The following is a 15,450-nucleotide window of genomic DNA, read 5'->3' on the forward strand; positions in this document are numbered from 1 at the left end:
TTTTTTATTGAATTCGAATAAATCTCTTTATTACTGTTCAAAATAATTTTACTTTTGCGCAAACACAACAATAAACACAACTGATAAATGTCTTATAGTCAACTTACTCCTAAATTGTTTGCATGCAGACAAAGTATGGAGCTAGCAAAAAAAATAGCAAAAGAATATGGCGAAGAGCTAGGTAATGTTAAAATTACACCTTTTAGCGATGGTGAATTTCAACCTGCTTTTGAAGAATCAGTAAGAGGAAGAAGGGTTTTTATTATTGGATCTACTTTCCCTACTGCTGATAATTTAATGGAAATGCTGTTAATGTTAGATGCTGCTAAACGTGCATCTGCAAGACATATTACTGCTGTTATGCCTTACTTCGGATGGGCAAGACAAGATAGAAAAGATAAGCCTAGAGTAGCAATCGGTGCGAAATTAGTTGCTAATCTTTTACAAGCTGCTGGAGCAACTCGTATTATGACAATGGATTTACACGCAGATCAAATCCAAGGCTTTTTCGAAAAACCAGTAGACCACCTATATGCTTCTACAATTTTTATGCAGTACATTGAAAGTTTACAACTTGAAAATGTAACTATAGCGTCTCCAGATATGGGAGGTTCTAAAAGAGCATATGCATATTCTAAATACTTAGCAAGTGATGTTGTAATTTGTTACAAACAAAGAAAAAAAGCTAATGTTATTGAGCATATGGAGTTAATTGGTGAAGTAGAAGGTAAAAATGTAATTCTAGTTGATGATATGATCGATACTGGAGGAACTTTAACTAGAGCTGCTGATTTAATGGTAGAAAGAGGTGCAAAATCTGTAAGAGCAATTTGTACACATCCAATACTTTCTGGTGATGCTTATGAGAAAATTCAGAACTCTAAATTAACAGAGTTAATTGTCTCAGATACAATTCCTTTAAAAAAGGATATTTCTAAAATAAAAGTTGTATCTTGCGCGCCCTTATTCGCTGATGTTATGCACAAAGTGCAAGAAAATACATCAATAAGCGATAAGTTTTTAATGTAAATTTTTTAAATAAATATAAGTAATGCAATCGATTACAATCAACGGATCTCAAAGAGAAAGCGTAGGTAAAAAAGCAACTAAAGCCCTACGTAATGCTGGAAAGGTTCCTTGCGTATTATACGGAGGAGATAAGCCTGTTCACTTTTCAGCTGAAGAAAAAGCGTTCAAAAGTTTAGTATACACTCCAAACGTATATACTGCTTCGATTGAAGTGGACGGTAACACTTACGCTGCTGTTTTACAAGACATTCAGTTTCACCCTGTAACTGACAAAATCTTACACATTGATTTCTATCAATTATTTGAAGATAAGCCAGTAACTATGGAAATTCCTGTTAAATTAGTAGGTAATTCTAAAGGGGTTATGATTGGTGGTGCTTTACGTCACAATATGCGTAAAGTAAAAGTTAAAGCTCTGCCAGCTAACTTACCAGATTTTATTGAAGCTGATATTACTGAGTTAGAAATTGGTAATAAACTTTATATTACTGAATTAGCAAGTGAGAACTTTACTTTCTTACACCCAGATAATACTGTGGTTGCTCAAGTACGTATGTCTCGTAATGCTGCTAAAGCTGCTGCTGAAGCTGAAGGATAAGAATTTTTATTATTCTATATAAAACAAAAGACCGACAAATTTGTCGGTCTTTTTTTGATTCAAACAATTTACAGATGAAGTTTTTGGTCTTATTTCTTCATTGCATTTTCAATAACTTTCATGGTCTCATTAGCTTTCGCTAATTTTGCCCATTTTAAGGCTGTTAATCCCCTATTCGATCTTGCTTTCAATTTAGCTCCATTATCAATTAATAATTTTGCAATTTTTGCTTTGTTATAACGAGCTGCAAACATTAATGGAGTTAATCCTGTAGACTTTTTATTAATGTCTTCTCCACTATTTATCATAGCTTCTACTGCTTTGTAATTCCCTTCTTTAATTAACTTACAAAAAGTAGTTACGTCGTCATAAGCTAAAACAGTAATATTCTCATAATCTGTTAATTCTGTTGCATTAACAGTAGTCGTTGAAAGAGCACAAAAGGCTAAGGCGATGGTTAAAATGATTTTTTTCATAATTCAATATTAATTAGTAGATATTTACTTACAAGACACAGAAAAAACTAAATCGTTTCACCATAACAGCTTAATTAACAAAACAATAACTTTAATAAGATTTCTTTAACATTTATTAAAATCATACTAAAATCTATACTAATTCTTTAAAAACTTAAAAAAAACACAGGTAAAAGACTCAATCTGTTAAAATTTTCAAAAAAAAATAATAAATTCACAATCAGTAATCTAAATCAAAAATTATGGGTAGAAAATCATTTTATCTCCTAGGTATTTTACTTACCATTATTATTGGAACTTACTTTAGTTATATTTTATGCTGCAATTCCGAAAGCCAAGATGAAAACACAACATCAAGTGAAATTGTAGCTACCAAAAAAGTATATAAAGAACCTACTTTATATCCGTTCTTAGCTAAAGATGCTATTAGCAACTTATCATTTTCGTCAAATGATAATTTCAATTTTGAAGCTTCAAACCTCAACTTTTTAAAACCAATTTCTACTAATTTAGAAACTGAGATTGATAAATTAAAAGACTATTTAACTACAAATGATAGTAAATCTTTATCAATAACCGGATATTATACTCAAGATGAGGAAAACAAATCTGCCTACCCTAATTTAGGTTTAGCGAGAGCAAACTCAATTAAGAACTTCTTAAGCTCCAAAGGTGTTTCATCTAAAATAATGAACACTTTTGGCGAATTGAAACAAGATATGATTGCTGACTCGTTGCAAGTTTATCACGGTCCACTTGCTTTTTCTATTTCAGAATTAAAAGATAACTCTGAAGAAATGGATAAACTAGCTACATACATTAAAGAACATGCCATTGAATTACATTTTAAATCTGGACAATCTGAGATCAGCTTAAATTCAGAAGAAAGACAAGAAATTGCTGACATTGCAAAATATTTAGATAAAGTAGATGGAGCTACATGTATTATCACTGGGCATACCGATAATACTGGAGATGTGACTAAAAATGTGATTTTGGGTCAAAATAGAGCAAATTCAGTTAAAGAGTACCTTGTTAAAAATGCTGCTATTCCAGCGAATAAAATTATTGCAACCTCAAAAGGACAGTCAGAACCTATAGCAGATAATAGTACTCCAGAAGGAAGAGCAAAAAACAGAAGAACAATAATAACAATTAAATAAATAAGAAAATTATGAGTCCATGCATTTACATTCCTATCATTGTTGGCCTAATATGCGCTATTTTGGGTTACTTATTAGGTAGACTTTTTAGAAGTTCAAACGATAATAGTAGCAACGATAATGATTCGATAATACTTGAATTAAGAAATAAGATTTCTCAATTAGAAGCTAATCTAGACGCTTGTAATAAAGCAAAATTAGCTTTACAGAATGATTTAGATGCGTGTCGTGAAAGCAAATCTGGATTAAGTTCTGACTTAAAACTTGCTAGAGAAGCTAGCGCTAACTTGGGTGCAGCAGCATCTTTAGCTAAAAACTCTAATGATGATTCAGAATTAAAAGATAAAATCACAAAATTAGAAGCTGAATTAGATGCGTGTAATAAAGCAAAAGCTAACTTACAAACTGATTTAGAAGCTGCTAAAAACACCAATAACAACTTAAATTTAATTCCATTTAATGCAGATGCCGCAAAAGCTGTATTTGGTAAAAAAATTAAACAAGACGATTTAAAGATTGTAGAAGGAATTGGACCAAAAATAGAAGGTTTATTCCATAATTTTGATATTAAAACCTGGAAAGCTTTAAGTGAAGCTTCAATCGAAAAATGCCAAGAAGTATTAAATAGCGGTGGTGAACGATACAGAATTCATAAGCCAGATACATGGCCACAACAAGCTAAACTTGCTTACGAAGGTAAATGGGAAGAATTACTGAAATGGCAAGATGAACTTGATGGTGGAAAGTTATAAAAATAAAAAAGCTCGGTAAAAACTACCGAGCTTTTTAAAATTAACAATCTATACTATTTTACAATCAATGTATATTGTGGTGTTGGGTTTAAAGGACAAAAATATACGTATTCTCCTTTTTTTAGTGTTACTTTTTTAGAAGTAGACTTTGTGTTATTTTTAGCTAATGAAGTAACATAAGCTTCTTTAATGTGGTTTGCTTGATCTGTCTTTCCTTTTGGAGCTAAAACAAAACCAACATCTTTACCAACATTACTATTAGCGATTTCGAAGATATAAGTTCCTTCTGCTAATGTTACTGATTTTTGAGTAAACTCACCTTTAGTTTGCTCCAAAGATACAGTCTTTACTTCTTGTGCATTAACATTCATTACTGCACCTAATACTACTACTAAAATTGCTATTACTTTTTTCATGTTTAATTAATTTATTGTTTTTGGGATTTAAATATTTATTACTTTTTATTATGAATTAACTGTAAATTTTCCTGCTTCTACTGCTGGGAAATCAATCTCAGTTTCTGCAATGTGATTTACATAGTTTGTTAATGTATTAGAAACTACATTTAAAACAATTTCTAGAATATCACTATCGTTATATCCTGCTGCTTTTACTGCTGCTAATTCTTCAGAACTTACGTTACCTCTGTTTCTAGTTACACTTTGAGCAAATTGTAATCCCGCTGCTACTTTATCATCAGAAGAGCGTCCTTGTCTGTTTGCTTCAGTTTGCTCATCAGTTAAACCATTCATTTTTCCAATTGCAGTGTGTGCAGATAAACAGTAGTTACAGCTATTTTCTTCTGCTATTGCTAAGGCTAATTGCTCTCTAAATTTATTTGAAAAGTTTCCACTAGCTGTTAAATCTCCTAATGATAAATAACTCTGTAATGTTGCTGGTGAATTACCAAAAACTTTAATTAAATTTGGAATAAATCCTAATTTATTTTGAACTGCATCAAATAATTCTTTTGATTTTCCTGTTGTTGTTTCTGGGTTTAATGTTTCAATTCTTGTACTCATTTCTTAAGGTTTTTATTTAGTTATTATTTTCTTGTTTGTTGTTTAATTCGTTTTGCTCTTCGTACTCTTGGTATCCCCAACAGTTCGGGCACTGATGTGTTATTACTTTCATGTCTTTTTTGTTTTTAATGAGGATTAACAAATAATTCTGGTACAAAGATGCGACGAGAATAGACCTTAAAAAATGGACAAAAGTTCCTAAGCCTTGTACATTTGGACTTTTTGCTGAAAAACAAGGTGAAAAAGCGAAAAATCCGCCTTGAAATTTCTTCAAAAGCGGATTTAATCTATAATTTTAAAAGTATACTTTACAACTATACTTTTTGTGTTTTTTTAAATTGTGCAGGAGAATTTCCGGTAGCTTTAGTAAAAAAGCGAGAAAAATAAGCTGGATCATTAAATCCTAAATCGAAAGCGATATGCTTTACAGCTTCAGAAGAATAGAGTAATTGTCGCTTTGCTTCAGTAACAATTCTATTTTTAATAAAATCACTTGGGGTTTCTGCTCCTATTTTTTGAAAATGTTTGGTTAATGACTTTGGAGAAATTCCTAAACGATTTGCGTAGTCGGTTACACTGTGAAGCTTTCTAAAATTTTGTTCTACAAGTAAACTAAAGTCTTTAAATAATTTAGTCTCTGTATCATCTTTAACTGTAGAATGTTCTTTTTTCATTCGAACAGAATAAATGATGAACTGTTTTAAAAAAGATTGTAACATGTCATATTGCGCTGTTTCTGCTAATTCAAACTCTTCTACTAAATTATCTAGAATAAAATTAAGTTTTTTTATATCCCTTTCTGAAGGTGTTACAAATGGAGTTTCATAGACATTATTAAATAAAACACCATTACATGCTATTTCCGTATCATGAGTTTGTATACAATAAAAATCTCTAGTAAAACTCAATTGATATGCTTCTTTTATTCTTTCAGAATCAACAGTAAATACCTGACCAGGAGACAAGAAAAACAAAACTGTTCCGTCAAAAGAATAACTTTTAAAATCTATATTATAAGTTCCTTTACCTTCTTTGATCCAAAAGATTTTATATTCATTTATTTGTGTTGGTTCATTTACAACGCAAGCTTTTTCAAAATCTACAAGCTGTAATGAAAAAACATCCTGAAAAGTATAGGTTTTAATATCTTGAATTGCCATAAACCAAATTTACAAATTGGTCGGAGAAATGAAAATTACTAACAGATAATTTATTTTAATGTTGCATAAAAAAAGCCGCTAAACTTACATTAGCGACTTATGATTAACTCTTCTTTTTCTCTTTATTTACACTTTCTTTTATCAAGCATTTGCTTTTATATATTTATGCGGTTTTTTGTAAAACACGATAATCTAAAATTCTATTTTTTGGATATGCTTTTATACTTACACTATTCCCTTGATTACCACCAAGTAAATACACATAACGTTTCGATTGTTTAATTAAAAAACCTACGTGACCTTTCCAACTCGTTGGGTTTTCTCGCCATAATACAACGACATCTCCTTGTTTTGGTGTACTTGTAGATGTTCCTACAGACAACCAACTTCTTGCATTCAGTTTGTTTGATTTTTCATATCCAGCTTCTTTTGCTACCCAATTAGCAAAAGCACTACACCATGCTGTTTCATCATTATAGTTTGTTATATCGAAACCCATAGTTTTAAAATAATTCAGTATTTGAGGATGATCTTTTGCCCCTTTTACTTCTTTAACTCCATATTGCGATAACGCCACTGATATTAATTTATTCATATAATTTTTTTAATAAAAGCGTTTGCAGACAGAACATAAAAAGTTGGAGGTTCATATTTTCTCTTTACCAGATTGTGGTTTAACCTAACTTTATGTTTCTACATAACATAAAAAGATTCATTATTAAACAACACTAATTAATAGCAATACAAATATACAACATATCACACCACAAAACAAACAAAATACAATTTATTTTTGTAAAATGTTATACGAAAACAAAAAAACAAGCTCAATATAGACTTGAAGCTTGTTTTTTGTGTAATATTACTGTTTTTTGTTTCCTAACTTATAAGTTTTCTATTTCTATTTCTTCAGCAATTAAAAGTAAAACATCTGTTTTATTCACTAAAGATTGTATTTGAGCAGTTATTCCTCTTAATTGTTCATGCATTGTACAAAATTGCCATAACTCATTTATGAATTGAGTGAAATCAGTTTTTACATCGTATTTAAATTGCTTGGTTTGATAAATAACTCCCAACAATTGTTTTACAGAAACTTTTGCTTTTTCAATTGTATCTTTTAGTCTAGCATATACTTTCCATACATCTCCTTGAGCATCTGTTAAAAGACTAGAACAAAATTGCAACAATTGTTTTCTCTTATGCTGACTGTTTTCTGGGTGATAGGTAGATAATTCCCCTCTTTTTACAGCAAACATAGAAGCTTCTGCCAAATTACTCTGTTTGAATAACTCTTCAGTTTCTGCTAACCAATCTCGTAATTCTTTAGCAGTTGAATTACTCTTTTTCTCAAGTAAATCTACAATAGGATGTATTTTAGAAAGTTGAGCTTCTAGACTATTTAAAGTATTAAGAATTGATTTTCTCATTGTTATTCTGGCAATAATTTATTACTTACGTTTCCTTCTTCATTTTCAGAAGCATACCATTCTAAACTTTCTTCTTTTAAAGTCATTTTAATTTGAACGATATTTTCTGGTGGTAATTCTCTTAATTTGTGACCTTCTACAATTACTCTTGGTCCAGCTTTAGCTGCCGAATCATCGGTTACAGGCGCAGATTTAACATAACTCTTTATCTTTTGGCTGACAGCATTTTGAGCCCCAATTAAATCCACTCTAACATATGGAGGAATTGGGTATACTTTCGTAAATGCTCTAACCGCTCTTTCTGCATAAGCGCTTAACTCTTTTTCAATACTTAAACCTAGCTTTAAATTTGTATCAAGTTTTACAATTTCTTGATTAATAAAATTCTCTAATTCTGCAATTTTATAATCTGGAACATCATCTTTAATAGGAGGTGCTAAAGATTCTTCTCTAGGAGGTTGAACATCGTCAAAAGCCACAATATCTTCAGTAGGCTTTATTTCTTGAGGAAAAGCAGCAGTTTCATCTTTACTGACAATATCTCCTTTAATATCGCCAATAACATTTTTTTTGTACGGTAAACGATCTTGTAAAACTTCAATCGTTACATTTCTTAAACTTGTCTTATTGGTTACACTTGCAACATATGTTGTAGTTGTATCGTCTTGACCCGTTTCTGCAATTGCAACTGGAATTGTTAACTCTATATTTTCAGCCTTGAAACGTGGTATAGAAAAATGTTTTAACAAATCGTGTTTAGCAAATTGCTCTGCAACTTCTAGAGATTTTAAATCAGAAACTAATCTTGCTTCAGCAATACTAGAAGCGATACTTCCTAAATATTCATTAAGTTTTACCATTGTTTTGTTTTAAGTTTTTAAAATGAAGGCCATTCAAAATGAATGACCTCCGTGGTTAGATTAATTCAAATAAATTACTAAGCTATAGTAGCAATACTATCTTCTAACATGCCTAAAATTCTATTTAATCCTTCTGGTAATTCTTCGTTTACAGCTCTAACTCTAACACCTAAGTTGTATGTTTTATCAACTTTAGTTCCTTGAGTTGTATTTCTTCTGTAAGAAGCAGAAGCTTTAAATTTGATGAACTTGAACTTTAAACCTAGTTTAGCATCTAAAGCAAACTTTGTATCGATACTTCTAGTTTCAACAGAACTTAAACGTGCATTAAAGTCAACATTTACTTCATCTATACGTAAAGATGGGATTGTTAACATTGTTAAAAACGGAACCTTTATTGCCACGTTACTTTCTAAAAACTGATTATCAGTATCTGTGTCGGCTGGTAAACCTTCATCAGAAAGTTCGATAGCAGTTTTTCCAAAATGTGGATTAGCTGTAGATTTCTTATATTTAAAATCTACATAACGTAAGTTATCTGGCTTTGCTGGATCAACATCTTTTTCAAACCCTACTCTTTCAATGAAATCTACAGTAGCCATAGAAGCTTCTGTTTGGGCTTGGATTGCCGCTTGTAACGGACCTCCGATATACACGTTGAAATCTAAACTGTTTAATTCTGGTACTAAATTTGGCATAATAAATAGGATGGTTTTAAAATATACGTACTCTGTTTTTTATATGGTTTTTCTGCTTTCCTCCATAAGAGTTTTAATTTGGTTCTTTCATAAAATGTTTTGTCCTCTTCTATTAATTCACATACAGATACACCCGAAAAAGGTGAACAGATTGCAGTTTTATAGCATCATGATTCAAATGATAAGCGCTTGACTATAAAAGCTTCAAAAAATATGTTGGAATTAATGTTGAAGAGATTTTAAAAAAATGAAGAAACTCAAGTTAAAACCTCAAAAAAAGTACCGTTTGGAATTCATACAAAATAGCTCGATTTGCGACTGTATGCCAACTGACGATTACGAGTACAAATATACAACCTTTTTTTAGTTTTCACAAACTTTTTGCTGTTTTTTTTGTAAAATGTTTTATTTTAACGTAGTAAAAATCCCGAAAGATAATTTCGGGATTTAATTTTTTGTGATATTGCTGGTTTCTTAAAGCTAAATAATATACTAATAAACAATTTTATCTTGATGGATATGAATAGTAATAATATCTTTAGTTACTTCTATGAAGTTTATTGGACTGTCGGAAACTGTATAAATCATTACTCCGTCTTCTTCTTTTTTTGTATCGATTTTATCACTTAACTCAGATGTTACCCAAGAAAAAACCATAGGTTGAGATTCTTTAAAATGAACTGCAACACTCTGAATACCACCGTAATCATCTTCTTTTACAACCATAGGTTTAATGTCTTGTAATTTTCGAGTGTTAACATCTTCGTAAAAAGGTGTGTTCTCTTTATCTAATCCCCACATACATGTTTCTATACTTGCAAATTCAATAGGATATTGATCTTTAAAAATCCAAATTAAAGTTTTTACAAAATCATCAAGACCACTCTCTATAATTTGACTGCAAAATATTTCTTCATTCGGAAAATATAAGTCAACCCATTTTGGATCATCCCACTTATCTCGACCAATTGCTCTATGGTATATACTTTTATAAAAAAGCCATTCTGTTACATTTCTATCTATCATAATTGTTCATTATATGAAAATTCTATAATCTATTTTATTCCCAAAAGTATTAAGTAGAAACTCTTCTTCAAAGTCTTGTAATAAAATACGATCAGTCTCTTCTTTAATATTAAGATTAAATTGTTTAATCCATTGTTTCTTTTTTCTTCTTAAAACCTTAAAGCCTTTAGTTACTTCTTGTCTTGTCAACTTAAATCCATTTTTGAGTTTAATACTATAAATAATACCATCAGTATTAATAGCTCTCATTTCCTTTAGTTGATACTGTAAAAATGTTTTGATATCTGCATTACTAAATCTTGTGAAGTTTGGATGATTATGAGTATATATTGCTCCTTTAAAACTCTTAAGCCTATCAATTGTAAGTTCACCAACATCAAAAGCATCATCAATATTTATATAAGTTTTAGCATTAGATGTAAAGGGTTTTAAAGTTCTAAAACCTTTGGATTCATTATAAATAAATGCGTACTCTAATTGGTTTTCAGGTAAAGTTTTACCATTAGGTCCTTTTGCTAATTTCAATATATCTTCTTCTGCTTTCTTAATAATTTTAGAAACATCATCAGATTTTACACTTACAAAACGAACAAATTTTTGCGCAACTCTATCAACATCTAAACGTTTTTTAATTCCTTTTTTGGAAATCAAACGCATTTCAGCAGTGATTTTGACCTTATCTACATCGTTTAAATCTCCTTTTTTAACCAAGTCATCCAAAGATCCCTCAAACTTAGAGTTTTTAACTAATTCTGTAGCTGTATTTTTTAACTTACGCTCTAATGAAGCTGAAATTCCTCCAGCCAAAGAAGCCATTTCTAAATAAAATAAATATTTAGCTGCTAACTTTCCTAGCTCTGTATCTTCGGCTCCTGTTAATTTCAATAAAGCATTTACAGTTCCAGAGGTAACTTCTACTACTCCATCAGCAAACTCTGCTACGGTTTTTACTCCTTGCGTTGTTTTATAAAAAACAGTTTTTCCTTTCTGTAATACTCGTAATAAACGTCCTGCTTTAATGATATTTGCAACTCCAGATATTGTTGTCACTACATCTAAAGCATATTCTAAACTAGTAAATACATTTTCCCAGAATGCTTTTTCATTATTGGCAAATAAAACAAAAGCAGGTAGAATTGTTTTCGTTGCATTTGTAGTTTCTCCATCTTGTAATAAAAACTGTGGATTTTCGCTATTTACAAATGATATCGGTGAAAAAGGATGGTACTGATAATCGATATGTTGGAAAACATCTATAATCCTCGTTTCTCCCGTATCTTCAAAAGTTACTTTACCATCATCAAAATTAATTCTAGGTTTTGGCACCTCCTTTTCTCCAGATTTTACTCGCACTGTAACGTCTAACTGGTTTTGCTCATCTTTCCAAGTAATTTCTGCATTATCGGTATAAAAACCTAACACTTTATTGGTTCTATAATCTAGTAATACAGGGCTAGTTTTGGTTATTTTTACCTTTTCATTTTTAGTTTCTTCTGTTACTGCGTAACTACTATTCTTCCAAATTTGCCATATAAAATCAATAAACTTAATAAACTGTTCTCCATCTATTCTTTTAGTTAACTTATACAACAGTGAGCTTTTGTCTTTTGTTCTCCTTTTTAAAAGTTCTTCTAAAAACAGATCGTTTTTCTTTTGATCTACATTATATTCATCGTCTTGATTTAGCTTTATTGCTTCTAAAAGTTTTAAAACTATATCCTCTTTATTGGTTCTGAAATTAGTAATAGCTTCTTCCGCTGCTTCTTGTACTAACTGCCACAGGTACTCTTCTCCAAAGTTTAAACCTCTAAATTTTTTCTGAAAGATTTCTTGCGGAACATAATATAAATAAGTCAGCTTTTCAGTAATGTTATTTTTACTCCTCTTTTTTAATAAAATCTGGATAATTTCTATATATTTTGTACTGAAATCAGATTTTCTATTTCCACTACCTTCAGTTGTATTTAAAATTGATACACCATTTAAAAAATAAACCTCTACCATAAAACCTAAAAAACCTTCTGGGTCTCTAAATTTCAATTTTATAGCATAATCTTCTTTGAGTGGTTCTACCTCATAGTCATCGTTTTCAATCATGTCGTAGTCGTAATAAACTGTAACTTGATCTTTATCGATTTGAAAATCTGGAAACCTATATAATTTACCTGGTTTAGGATTTAAAGTTAAGTTTACATGTCTTCTATTAAGATCTTCTTCAGAAATTTCAGTTGTGATTTTTCCTAATGTTCTATCTATAAAATTATCCCTGTATCCTTTTGCATTGGTATAATCGACATAATATACTCCGCTAGATAACCCTCCTAGTTCTTTAGGATTGTACTCTAATGTTTTTCGTACGGATATTATAACTTCCCTTAATACTACATTTAAAAGATATACACTATTTTGTTCTTCATTATAAAATAGAGCCTCTTCTGTTACTACTCTTATCGCTATAAATGCTGAGTCATCTAACGCTAAAAAATTTTCTTCTGAGGTTTCTCCTTTGATTAAATCTTCTATAGAAATGTATTTAGTTTGTCCGTTAAAATCTTTCTGAAAGAAGTAAGTTAAACTCTTATTTGCTGTACTTACATATAGTGGTAATTCTGTAATGATTTCTGAAAATGGATTGTTAAATGGTCGACCATCTTTATATCTTATAACTCTAGTAAGGTTATTGCTTTTTAAATCTTGATTTTCATTGATAAAATCGTTGTCAATCCGTATAAATTGATATTCTTCTCTTCTTCTATCCCCGTTTTGACCTCGGTAAGGATTTAGAAAATTGATTAAATTATTAAAATCACTCATAATATTTCTTTTTCTTTAACAAATTAATTGTCCATCATTTCATAAACACCTAATTGAATAGTCGTAAAACCTGAGTAATAAAACCTAGATTCTCAACACTACTCAAAAAGGTGTTTTTTAACATCTAAAAAGAATTAGAAATAGTTATGGTGTGTATACATTAGTCATGTATGTTATTGTAGCTATAATTCTACCATTTGTAAAACTTACATTTTCTTGCACCGAATTAACATCTATCTGACCCAAATTAAAATTATCTAATAAACTTGCATGAATACATGATTTAGCTATTGCTATTTCACTTAAATCCGAGCCTCTGAGTTGATACAATTGACCCGCTGAATATGAGTTTATTGGAAAAGGAGCTGATATTGCTATTGGTCCAGAATTTCCATTAATATTGTTAACATCTATATTAACAGTTACTTTGTTTCCTATTCTAACATAATTACAATTTGAATTTGCAAAAGTATAACCAGTTCCTAAGTTTGGAGAATAAACTCCTTCCTCGTAAAAATTAGCTTTCATTAACCCATTACTATCTTTACTTGCAATTGGAATCACATCACTTTTTTCTGTGCTAGGTTCAATTGGAATAACTAAAATATTTTTATAAAATGAACCTTCGCTATCGGGTACAAAAAGATCATAAGCAGCACTATATGTATTTTCTAGTTTGAAAACAATATAATCATTCAATACAATCTCATTTGTTCTTTGCATAATTAAACTTAAATTAAACAAAGTATCATCATAAAATAAAATTTGTAGCTTTTCTTTATTTCTAAGATATAATAAGTTTACATTTTCACTAATTCCTGTTTGTTTTACCAATAAATAGTTTCCATTATTTGTTCCGTCGTTGTAATTTGTAAAAAACACTAACAATGAACCATTTTCCCAAAGGAATGTAGGAAGTGCATCTCTATCTTTGAAATGATTAAAATCTAGTCTGCCAAACCTTTTTGTTAATGTTTTCAGCTTTTTAATTTCTAACTCAGAGAAATTACTTGTTTGAGCTGTTTCAGAACTTAAGGATACATCACCATTTTCATCAATAATAAATCTTCGATTTGGTTCACCTACAGGCTGTTTTGCATCTATAAAACTATCAATTAAATCTGCATACTGTTCCTGTGTAGGTTTATCTCCAGTTTCAAAGTATGTTTTTAATTCTTCTTTTGTCTTTTTCATATGCTTACATTGTAATTGGTGATCTTGATGTGTTAGATACACTGTCTTCAAATGCAGGTTGCCAATCTACAGCAACATTTCCAGATCCAAAATAAATATTAGATACTAAAACTCTAGGTGTATCCGGCACATCAATAATTAAATTACATGTTAAACTTCTTAACAAAGCATCTCCAAAAAAAGATGAAAAACCACTTATTCTTTCTAAATAATTTCTACCGCCAACATCTGTAATGTTATCTTTAGGAAGACCTATTTTTTCTGTAATTACTGTTCCGTCTTCTGTTGTAGCAACAAACTCTATTGCAATCTCTCCACCTGGATTTGTTTTACCAGTAACTTGAAAATCTGCTGACATAAAGTAAGAACTTGTTTTTGGCTCAGTAGCTCCATACATTTTTACTAATGGTACTTTGCATTCGTAAGTATCACCATTGGTTGTTTTTCGCTCATGACTTTTTAACACGTAATTACGAGTAGGTACTTTAATTAATTTTTCTAACTCTGGTTTATTCTTGATATAATCTGGCTGAGTAGCGTCTGATTGAGTCCAATTTGATTGTTGACTTACAAGATTTATCTCTCCATTTTCATTTATGTTAAATGTTCGGTTCGCTTCTCCTAAAGGCTGTTTTTCATCTATAAAACTATCTATTAAATCTGCATATTGTGCTTGTGTAGGTTTGTCTCCTTTTTCAAAATAGCTCTTTAATTCTTCTTTACTTTTTTTCATTATTATATTTTTAATTTTGTGAAATAAATACACATAAAACTCAGGAATTACTTCACTATAAAAATCCCTGGGTTATTGATATGTAATCATCTTAATCTCTAAAATAGAGACATGTTCATACTACAGTACACCTAAGTGTCTGTTCGAAGATCTTTTCACTGATTTTTCTTTTTTAAATTAAAATGTTTTTTATATCTAAAACATTGATTTAAAATTGTTCATGCAAGTGTTTTTTTAAATAAAAAGAGATAAATAATGAATTGATTCTTTCTTTTTCTTTTTGTCTTAACTAGATTGTAGTTTAATCAATTTTTCTTTCTCCTCTGCAATACTGTTGTACTGTTAAATAAGCATTGCAAATATAACAAACATATTACAGTTTTAAAAACATTTTACAGTTAAAGTGTTGTGAAGGTTTTTAAATCGGTAGTTAATCTAATTTCTATTAGGTCAAAAGTTGTATTCTCGATACGATTTTTCTCTATTTCATTCCAA

The 15,450-nt window shown here is 30.1% G+C and carries 17 protein-coding genes; 4 read left to right on the top strand and 13 right to left on the bottom strand.

Features of this window, described 5'->3' with window-relative positions:
* Positions 1 to 87: 87 nt before the first annotated feature.
* Both AQ1685_RS19945 and AQ1685_RS19950 read left to right on the top strand, forming a co-directional pair.
* The gene (locus tag AQ1685_RS19945; protein ID WP_095074895.1) at positions 88 to 1,029 is read left to right on the top strand and encodes a ribose-phosphate pyrophosphokinase; all 942 of its coding nucleotides are present in this window, start codon (positions 88 to 90) and stop codon (positions 1,027 to 1,029) included.
* A gap of 22 nt (positions 1,030 to 1,051) precedes the next feature.
* Positions 1,052 to 1,627, top strand: coding sequence for a 50S ribosomal protein L25/general stress protein Ctc (locus AQ1685_RS19950; protein WP_095074896.1), 576 nt, complete (start codon positions 1,052 to 1,054; stop codon positions 1,625 to 1,627).
* A gap of 89 nt (positions 1,628 to 1,716) precedes the next feature.
* Here the strand turns inward: AQ1685_RS19950 and AQ1685_RS19955 are convergent, their stop codons facing one another.
* Positions 1,717 to 2,103 (bottom strand): ankyrin repeat domain-containing protein, encoded by a 387-nt coding sequence (locus AQ1685_RS19955; protein WP_095074897.1) that lies wholly within the window; start codon positions 2,101 to 2,103, stop codon positions 1,717 to 1,719.
* A gap of 242 nt (positions 2,104 to 2,345) precedes the next feature.
* Here AQ1685_RS19955 and AQ1685_RS19960 point away from each other — a divergent pair, with 242 nt between their 5' ends.
* Together AQ1685_RS19960 and AQ1685_RS20630 are read left to right on the top strand one after the other, a co-directional pair.
* A complete protein-coding gene (locus tag AQ1685_RS19960; RefSeq protein WP_095074898.1) occupies positions 2,346 to 3,266 on the top strand; it encodes an OmpA family protein in 921 nt (306 codons plus the stop codon).
* An 11-nt stretch (positions 3,267 to 3,277) separates the two neighbouring features.
* Positions 3,278 to 4,018 carry a hypothetical protein gene (locus AQ1685_RS20630; RefSeq protein WP_157730301.1) on the top strand — a complete coding sequence of 247 codons (741 nt, stop codon included), beginning with the start codon at positions 3,278 to 3,280 and terminating at the stop codon, positions 4,016 to 4,018.
* 53 nt (positions 4,019 to 4,071) lie between these two features.
* Here AQ1685_RS20630 and AQ1685_RS19970 read toward each other — a convergent pair whose 3' ends face one another.
* The 12 genes from AQ1685_RS19970 to AQ1685_RS20025 all read right to left on the bottom strand — a co-directional run bounded on the left by AQ1685_RS19970 (position 4,072) and on the right by AQ1685_RS20025 (position 14,955).
* Positions 4,072 to 4,434, bottom strand: a complete 363-nt coding sequence (locus AQ1685_RS19970) for a cupredoxin domain-containing protein (protein ID WP_095074900.1) — start codon at positions 4,432 to 4,434, stop codon at positions 4,072 to 4,074.
* 48 nt (positions 4,435 to 4,482) lie between these two features.
* The gene (locus tag AQ1685_RS19975) at positions 4,483 to 5,040 is read right to left on the bottom strand and encodes a carboxymuconolactone decarboxylase family protein (protein ID WP_095074901.1); all 558 of its coding nucleotides are present in this window, start codon (positions 5,038 to 5,040) and stop codon (positions 4,483 to 4,485) included.
* Between the two features lie 16 nt (positions 5,041 to 5,056).
* A complete protein-coding gene (locus AQ1685_RS19980) occupies positions 5,057 to 5,314 on the bottom strand; it encodes a hypothetical protein (protein WP_157730302.1) in 258 nt (85 codons plus the stop codon).
* 40 nt (positions 5,315 to 5,354) lie between these two features.
* Positions 5,355 to 6,200, bottom strand: coding sequence for a helix-turn-helix domain-containing protein (locus AQ1685_RS19985; RefSeq protein WP_095074902.1), 846 nt, complete (start codon positions 6,198 to 6,200; stop codon positions 5,355 to 5,357).
* A 163-nt stretch (positions 6,201 to 6,363) separates the two neighbouring features.
* Positions 6,364 to 6,795 (bottom strand): TIGR02594 family protein, encoded by a 432-nt coding sequence (locus AQ1685_RS19990; protein WP_095074903.1) that lies wholly within the window; start codon positions 6,793 to 6,795, stop codon positions 6,364 to 6,366.
* A gap of 289 nt (positions 6,796 to 7,084) precedes the next feature.
* Positions 7,085 to 7,630: a hypothetical protein gene (locus AQ1685_RS19995; RefSeq protein ID WP_095074904.1), complete on the bottom strand. Its 546-nt coding sequence runs from the start codon at positions 7,628 to 7,630 to the stop codon at positions 7,085 to 7,087.
* 2 nt (positions 7,631 to 7,632) lie between these two features.
* Positions 7,633 to 8,490, bottom strand: coding sequence for a hypothetical protein (locus tag AQ1685_RS20000; RefSeq protein WP_095074905.1), 858 nt, complete (start codon positions 8,488 to 8,490; stop codon positions 7,633 to 7,635).
* Between the two features lie 77 nt (positions 8,491 to 8,567).
* Entirely contained in the window at positions 8,568 to 9,188 is a 621-nt protein-coding gene (locus AQ1685_RS20005; protein WP_095074906.1) for a DUF2589 domain-containing protein, read from the bottom strand.
* A gap of 492 nt (positions 9,189 to 9,680) precedes the next feature.
* Positions 9,681 to 10,214: a hypothetical protein gene (locus AQ1685_RS20010; RefSeq protein ID WP_095074907.1), complete on the bottom strand. Its 534-nt coding sequence runs from the start codon at positions 10,212 to 10,214 to the stop codon at positions 9,681 to 9,683.
* Positions 10,215 to 10,223: 9 nt separating this feature from the next.
* Positions 10,224 to 13,028, bottom strand: a complete 2,805-nt coding sequence (locus AQ1685_RS20015) for a hypothetical protein (protein WP_095074908.1) — start codon at positions 13,026 to 13,028, stop codon at positions 10,224 to 10,226.
* A gap of 144 nt (positions 13,029 to 13,172) precedes the next feature.
* Entirely contained in the window at positions 13,173 to 14,222 is a 1,050-nt protein-coding gene (locus AQ1685_RS20020) for a hypothetical protein (RefSeq protein ID WP_095074909.1), read from the bottom strand.
* A 4-nt stretch (positions 14,223 to 14,226) separates the two neighbouring features.
* Positions 14,227 to 14,955: a hypothetical protein gene (locus AQ1685_RS20025; RefSeq protein ID WP_095074910.1), complete on the bottom strand. Its 729-nt coding sequence runs from the start codon at positions 14,953 to 14,955 to the stop codon at positions 14,227 to 14,229.
* Positions 14,956 to 15,450: the final 495 nt, after the last annotated feature.

The organism is Tenacibaculum jejuense (assembly GCF_900198195.1).
GTDB lineage: Bacteria > Bacteroidota > Bacteroidia > Flavobacteriales > Flavobacteriaceae > Polaribacter > Polaribacter jejuensis.

Coding starts and splice junctions, on each gene's coding strand:
- AQ1685_RS19945 (WP_095074895.1), top strand. CDS start 88: ATGTCTTATAGTCAACTTACTCCTAAATTGTTTGCATGCAGACAAAGT.
- AQ1685_RS19950 (WP_095074896.1), top strand. CDS start 1,052: ATGCAATCGATTACAATCAACGGATCTCAAAGAGAAAGCGTAGGTAAA.
- AQ1685_RS19955 (WP_095074897.1), bottom strand. CDS start 2,103: ATGAAAAAAATCATTTTAACCATCGCCTTAGCCTTTTGTGCTCTTTCA.
- AQ1685_RS19960 (WP_095074898.1), top strand. CDS start 2,346: ATGGGTAGAAAATCATTTTATCTCCTAGGTATTTTACTTACCATTATT.
- AQ1685_RS20630 (WP_157730301.1), top strand. CDS start 3,278: ATGAGTCCATGCATTTACATTCCTATCATTGTTGGCCTAATATGCGCT.
- AQ1685_RS19970 (WP_095074900.1), bottom strand. CDS start 4,434: ATGAAAAAAGTAATAGCAATTTTAGTAGTAGTATTAGGTGCAGTAATG.
- AQ1685_RS19975 (WP_095074901.1), bottom strand. CDS start 5,040: ATGAGTACAAGAATTGAAACATTAAACCCAGAAACAACAACAGGAAAA.
- AQ1685_RS19985 (WP_095074902.1), bottom strand. CDS start 6,200: ATGGCAATTCAAGATATTAAAACCTATACTTTTCAGGATGTTTTTTCA.
- AQ1685_RS19990 (WP_095074903.1), bottom strand. CDS start 6,795: ATGAATAAATTAATATCAGTGGCGTTATCGCAATATGGAGTTAAAGAA.
- AQ1685_RS19995 (WP_095074904.1), bottom strand. CDS start 7,630: ATGAGAAAATCAATTCTTAATACTTTAAATAGTCTAGAAGCTCAACTT.
- AQ1685_RS20000 (WP_095074905.1), bottom strand. CDS start 8,490: ATGGTAAAACTTAATGAATATTTAGGAAGTATCGCTTCTAGTATTGCT.
- AQ1685_RS20005 (WP_095074906.1), bottom strand. CDS start 9,188: ATGCCAAATTTAGTACCAGAATTAAACAGTTTAGATTTCAACGTGTAT.
- AQ1685_RS20010 (WP_095074907.1), bottom strand. CDS start 10,214: ATGATAGATAGAAATGTAACAGAATGGCTTTTTTATAAAAGTATATAC.
- AQ1685_RS20015 (WP_095074908.1), bottom strand. CDS start 13,028: ATGAGTGATTTTAATAATTTAATCAATTTTCTAAATCCTTACCGAGGT.
- AQ1685_RS20020 (WP_095074909.1), bottom strand. CDS start 14,222: ATGAAAAAGACAAAAGAAGAATTAAAAACATACTTTGAAACTGGAGAT.
- AQ1685_RS20025 (WP_095074910.1), bottom strand. CDS start 14,955: ATGAAAAAAAGTAAAGAAGAATTAAAGAGCTATTTTGAAAAAGGAGAC.